Annotated in this window: 4 protein-coding genes; 3 read left to right on the top strand and 1 reads right to left on the bottom strand. The window is 35.5% G+C overall.

Annotation, left to right across the window (positions count from 1 at the left end; all coding sequences use genetic code 11):
- Positions 1-292 precede the first annotated feature (292 nt).
- Together M3183_RS26380 and M3183_RS26385 are read left to right on the top strand one after the other, a co-directional pair.
- The gene (locus M3183_RS26380) at positions 293-1,834 is read left to right on the top strand and encodes a Ppx/GppA family phosphatase (RefSeq protein ID WP_251474979.1); all 1,542 of its coding nucleotides are present in this window, start codon (positions 293-295) and stop codon (positions 1,832-1,834) included.
- Positions 1,835-1,970: 136 nt separating this feature from the next.
- The gene (locus M3183_RS26385) at positions 1,971-4,178 is read left to right on the top strand and encodes an RNA degradosome polyphosphate kinase (protein WP_251474982.1); all 2,208 of its coding nucleotides are present in this window, start codon (positions 1,971-1,973) and stop codon (positions 4,176-4,178) included.
- 256 nt (positions 4,179-4,434) lie between these two features.
- Here the strand turns inward: M3183_RS26385 and M3183_RS26390 are convergent, their stop codons facing one another.
- A complete protein-coding gene (locus M3183_RS26390; RefSeq protein WP_251474988.1) occupies positions 4,435-4,947 on the bottom strand; it encodes a DUF3231 family protein in 513 nt (170 codons plus the stop codon).
- A gap of 443 nt (positions 4,948-5,390) precedes the next feature.
- Here M3183_RS26390 and M3183_RS26395 point away from each other — a divergent pair, with 443 nt between their 5' ends.
- Positions 5,391-5,570 (top strand): hypothetical protein, encoded by a 180-nt coding sequence (locus M3183_RS26395; protein WP_251474985.1) that lies wholly within the window; start codon positions 5,391-5,393, stop codon positions 5,568-5,570.
- Positions 5,571-6,216 lie beyond the last annotated feature (646 nt).

Raw genomic sequence — 6,216 nt, forward strand, 5'->3', positions numbered from 1 at the left:
CACCCAATTTTAGCAGTTTAAAATCAAATAAGGGAAATTCCTCCGTCTATTTCAGCTAATTAACATCCAATTTCCTAAATAAGGGGAATTTCTACCTCTATTTTTTGAACGAATCTTAAAAAGGGAGAAAAAAGCAACAATCTTTTAGAAAAGAGCCTTATTTTAAAAAGATGAAGTGCAAAATGGCTTCTCCCTTTCTATTAAGAAAGGGATTAAGAAATGAAAGAATACTTGATGTAGGGAAAAGGAATCGATAGGATTAAAGTAAAAGAAATGAAAAGAGGCAGATCAATTGACAGATAGAGCAGGCGTTATTGATATAGGGTCGAATACCATTCGATTGGTTCTCTTTAAACGGAACCCATCAGGAAGAAATTTTAATGAAATTGAAAATATTAAAGTACCTGCACGCCTCAGGTCTTATATCGATGAAGATTATTCATTAAATCAAGAAGGGATTCAAATATTAATAGATGCTCTTCAGGATTTTAAGAAAATCATTCATCATGAAGGGATTAGAGACATCACATGTGTAGCAACAGCCGCCATTAGGCAAGCAGCCAATCAGGAAGATATACTGCGAATGGTCAAAGACAAAACTGGTATTGTTATTTCCTTGTTGAGTGGGTATGAAGAAGCTTATTACGGATATGTATCGGTCATTCATTCCACTAATATAAAAGAAGGAATTACGATTGATGTTGGTGGAGGAAGTACAGAAGTAACTTATTTTCGTGATCGTAAGCTTATTCATTCTCATAGTTTTCCATTTGGGGCATTGTCATTAAAATTGCAGTTTGTAAAAGGAAATATCCCGACAGAGCAAGAATGGGAGCAGATTCATGATTATGTTCTATCTCAAATGATTCAACTCCCATGGCTGAGGGAAAAAGGTGTTCCAGTCATTGCAATGGGTGGGAGTGCCCGGAATGTTGTCCAACTGCATCAACGTTATACTCGCTATCCGATTGGAGGAATTCATCAATATGAAATGCCAGTTTCAGATCTTCGAAAGGTAAAGGAAAAATTATTACCTTTATCCTATCCCGAATTACAGAAGACAGAAGGACTTTCGAAAGACCGCGCAGATACCATTCTCCCTGCATTCGAAGTATTTGAAGTTTTGTGTGATCTAACAAAGGCTGCTAAATTCGTACTTAGTATAAAGGGTTTAAGAGAAGGAATTCTTTATCAAAAATGGGTCAATCAAACTCACGAGATGATTCCTCTAGCAGATGAAAGTCTTCAGGAATTTATTAAAAACTTCAACGTGAACTCTCAGGATACAAATCAAATAACGAAAATAGCTTCTGTCCTCTTTAATCAAGTAAAAAAAATAAATGGAATTGAATGTTCATTTTCAGAGGAAGATGATGAATTACTAAGGCGGGGAGCTCAAGTTTTTCATTTAGGTGGAATCCCAGATGCAGAATCCAGCAGTCTTACTTTTTCCTTGCTGGCCAATCGGACCCTGTTGGGATTCTCACATCGTGATCGTGTGAAACTAGCTCTTATTGCCTCATATAAGGGGAAAGGAACTTTTCAGAATTATATCCAGCCTTTTAAGGAAAGGTATACGAAAGAAGAACAGTTCAAATTATGTATATTAGGGGCTATTTTAAAAATATCTCAAAGTTTAAATTTCAGTCATCGAAACATTGTGACGGACTTGAAGATTATATCAAAGGAGGACCAGTGGCTGATGGAAATCCACTGCAAAGAGTATTTTCAATCTGAACAGTATCATTTTGAAAAACAGAAGAAGCATCTAGAGAAATTGGTGAAAACTCCCATTGCTGCACAATTCCAAATACCAAAGGCTGAATCTGACTAAAAGGCACTTAAAAAATAATAGGAGGAGGGTATCGGAATTTACAAAATCTTAACATTTCCTAAACAAAGAATTCAAACTATTTTAATATAATATTAATATTTGAAAAGTTTGTTTGCGTTTTTAAGGAGATGTCTTTATGGTCGTAGAAAAAGATCAAACAGTCAATTTAAGCAATCCTTCCTATTATAATAATCGAGAATTAAGTTGGTTGGATTTTAATGAAAGAGTATTGGAAGAAGCTATGGATGAAAAAAATGCCCTGCTTGAGAGATATAAATTTTTGGCTATCTTCAGTTCAAATCTAGACGAATTTTTCATGGTCCGTGTGGCAGGTCTAAAAGATCAAATGAAGGCAGGATATAATAAACCTGAAAATAAGGCTGGTTTAACGCCAGCCAAGCAAATCAAAGAAATTACGGAAATTGCCCATAAGTTAATTGAAAAACAAGATCATATTTACCTAAATACCTTGAAACCGTTTATAGAAAAAGAAGGGATTGAAATGATCCCTATTACAGAACTAACACTTTCAGAGGCAAGCTATATTGAAAAGCATTTCAATGAGCATATTTTTCCTGTCCTAACACCTATGGCAATTGATGCCTATAGGCCATTTCCAATGCTGTTAAATAAGTCCATTAATTTAGCTATTTTGCTAGGTAAAGAACCTGACGAAGGAGATCACCCTATAGACCTTAGAAATAAACTTGCTATTGTTCAAGTTCCTTCTGTTATTAAACGCTACATTGAGCTGCCTGCAGCTGATGGAAAGAGAAGATTTGTTCTTTTGGAACAGGTGATTTCTAGATTTATTGATAAATTATTTAATGGGTATCATGTTCAATCCATCACAACCTTCCGAATTACCCGAAATGCAGATTTAACGATTCAGGAAGTTGGCGAGGAAGAAGATTTACTTCGTGAAATTGAAGAGGAATTGAAAAAACGTAAATGGGGTGCAACCGTTCGGCTGGAAGTCCAAAGGTATGATTTTGACGAAAAGGTCGTTAATTATTTAATCGATGAACTTGAAATTCAGCTGAGAGACGTGTATTTTGTTAAAGCACCTCTAGACTTAACATTTTTATTTTCCTTCTACGGCGATATTAAAGAGACACATAATCATCTAGCTGAAGAAAAATATATTCCACAAATTCCACAGGATTTAATAGGAAAGAAAGATATCTTTGATACAGTTCGGCATCAGGATATTTTGTTCTATCATCCCTACGAATCCTTTGAACCTGTCGTTCAGTTTATTTCTCAGGCAGCAGACGATCCTAATGTACTGGCCATTAAACAGACTCTTTACCGAGTAAGTGGAAATTCTCCTATTATTCGAAGCCTTGAACGTGCTGCGGAAAATGGAAAACAGGTCACGGTCATCGTAGAATTAAAAGCACGATTTGATGAGGAAAATAATGTACAGTGGGCAAAAGAATTAGAAAAAGCAGGCTGTCATGTTATTTACGGGATGACCCATTTAAAAATCCACAGCAAAATTACGCTTGTAGTGCGTCAAGACCACGAAAAAATTGAACGATTTGTCCATCTAGGCACTGGCAACTATAATGATGCTACAGCCAGAATATATACTGATATGGGGCTTATTACAACAAATGAAAATATCGGGATTGATGCTACTAACTTTTTTAACTATTTAAGCGGCTATATGGAAAAACCGGAGTATCATGAACTCTTTGTTTCACCATTCGATATTAGAGATAAATTCATCGAACTTATTGATCAAGAAATTGCTTATCATCGTCAATTTGGAAATGGCCATATTATGGCTAAAATGAATTCCATGACCGATAAAAAACTGATTATTAAGCTTTATGAAGCGTCGAGTACAGGAGTCAAAATTGAATTGAATATAAGAGGGATTTGCTGTCTGCGCCCTGGAATCAAGAATGTAAGTGAAAACATTCAAGTTCAAAGCATTGTAGGAAAATTTTTAGAGCATGCCAGGGTCTATTGTTTTTATCATAATGGAGAGAAAAAAGTCTATTTATCTTCTGCAGATATGATGACTCGAAACATGGAAAACCGTGTTGAAATTTTGTTCCCTATTCTGCAAAGTAATTTAAAGGAAAGGGTTCTGAAATGGGTTAAAGTTATGCTTGATGACAATGTGAAAGCACGCAAACAAGATTCATCAGGGCATTATCGATATGTAAAAAGAAAAGAAGGAGAAAAGGAAGTGAACAGCCAACTTATGCTTTGCGAGATGGCTTCTTCAATTTCTTTGTCAAAGGTGGAAACTAAAAGCTCAAGGATTCTGGATATAAGAAAAAAGTTTAAAAGGCTGGGACGGATTATTTCATTAGTTGATAAGGTGTGAATGAATCGGACTTATGATCTAAAACTTAATTAAGCAGTATGCCGCCAAGAAAGCTAAGTAAGACACAAAATAAGGAAAAGATGTGGAAGCCGCACTAAACCATCCATAAATGAGGGATTAGAAGTCCAACGTTTTGAAAGTGAATAGTGGGATTTAGGACCAAACCATTCTTTTTAAAATTAATTGTTTCCTGCTCATCTCTTACTGTTTTTTAAAGGATGAGCAGGTGAGCTTTTGAATTTAATATACCTTAACCCTAACAATCACCATGCTTATTAGGATGTAATGGAGGAGGAATCAGCCACCCTTTTTCTTTATTTAAACGGAGTACTTTTGCACCGAGTGTCGCTTTTTGGGTATGAAATTGAACAAACATTAGTGCTACATCTTCCCTTATTGATTTTCCAATTACCTGACTGCACAATACTAATCCAGCTGCAATGTCAGCGGAAAGAGTTGCAGCAATGGCAGGATCAGGAATTCTAGCCCCTATTGGTATATCCTCTAAACACGCTTCAGGCGGCTCAGGTGATGCTGGAGGCAGACCAATCCCATTCTCTTTTAATAATTCCTCCACCTGTTTCTTTTCCTGCTGACCGGCATCTATTGCTTCTAATAATAGCTTTTTTAAATCTTCATCACCTGCATGATTTATCATGGTTTGATAACCAGCAATCATACCGTTGCCTGCTAATAATGAAGCCCAAAGATCAAATACTTCGCCATAGTGTAATGGCTCATCCTTAGGATTTCCACTCAAAATTCCCATTGACAGCCTCCTCAATTTATATGTTAATTTATTCATTCACAGTGCCCCCTTTCTAGAAGCACGAATTTATCTTTCCCTTAATTAGTCCAATTATTATTTTTTTCATTTATCAATTTTTATCTAACTATTTTCCGATAATGCTGCGTATAATATCTATTTGAGCTGCAAGGAATGCGATTTTTTTCCATTTCCTTTTATCTCCATGACAAAAAATGACTACTGACTAGACAATGTATTGAGGCTGCTATGGATACGATAAAAGCAGTACCTGGCTATTTCACTTTCCCACACTACGGCTTTATCAAGCATTTTTGAAGATGTTTTCTTGAAGAGGGAAGATCTGCTCTGTCGTGGAATTGGAGATTTTTAAATCTGCCCATTTTATGTTGAGAAATGCTCATTTATTAGGCATCTTACATAATCTGAGGTGTATAGAAAAATAAATGAAAGCAGGTGTGGGTATGCCTCCATTTTTCGGCGGATATGGTTATCCAATGATGGGATTTGGCTATAGTCCATTTGGTTATGGCGGATATGGTGGTTACGGCGGATTTCATCATCATTATCCATACTATGGCGGGTATGGATATCATCACCCGTGGCATCATCATGGGTATTGGTAAGATAGCGGAAGTTAGGACTATAGGCTTATAAATTGGATTTGGCGCTTGTTGTGTGGAAAAATCCCCATAGGTGTGTCCTATGGGGATTTTTCTTAAAAAGTGACTAGAATTATCTTATAAAAAGAGCACTATTGGGACAAGTCTGTTTAAAATCTTACAACTTCTATTTTACGGAAAAACTTTATAAAGACTTTTTGAAGAATAGATTTTCGATTAATAAATTTTATATTGACTTTTTCTTGATAAAATATTACTATATAAATCTCGCTAAGAAATAGTCATAAAATACTAAAGAAAAAACTGTTGACTATCGCGAGTGACTCTGGTAACATTTATAAATGTCGCTGATAAAAAACAAAAATGGTTTAAAAAAATCATTTGACAGCAAAGAGTTGAGATGATATATTATAAAGCGTCTCAAAAATTGTTCTTTGAAAACTGAACAAACAAAAACGTCAACAAACAATAAACTATCGAGTTTCTTCTATTATATATAGATAAATTCGAGCCAACGTAAAATTTATGAGCTAATCAACTCAACTTTTTCCCGTATTAACATGCAGTAATATCCTTTCGGATAAACTGCCTGTAAATACCCGATTGGTTCGACTAACCATCGCAGGAAAAACATTCTGCGATAGAAGTC

It is taken from the genome of Neobacillus mesonae, assembly GCF_023715155.1.
GTDB classification, from domain to species: domain Bacteria; phylum Bacillota; class Bacilli; order Bacillales; family Cytobacillaceae; genus Neobacillus; species Neobacillus mesonae_A.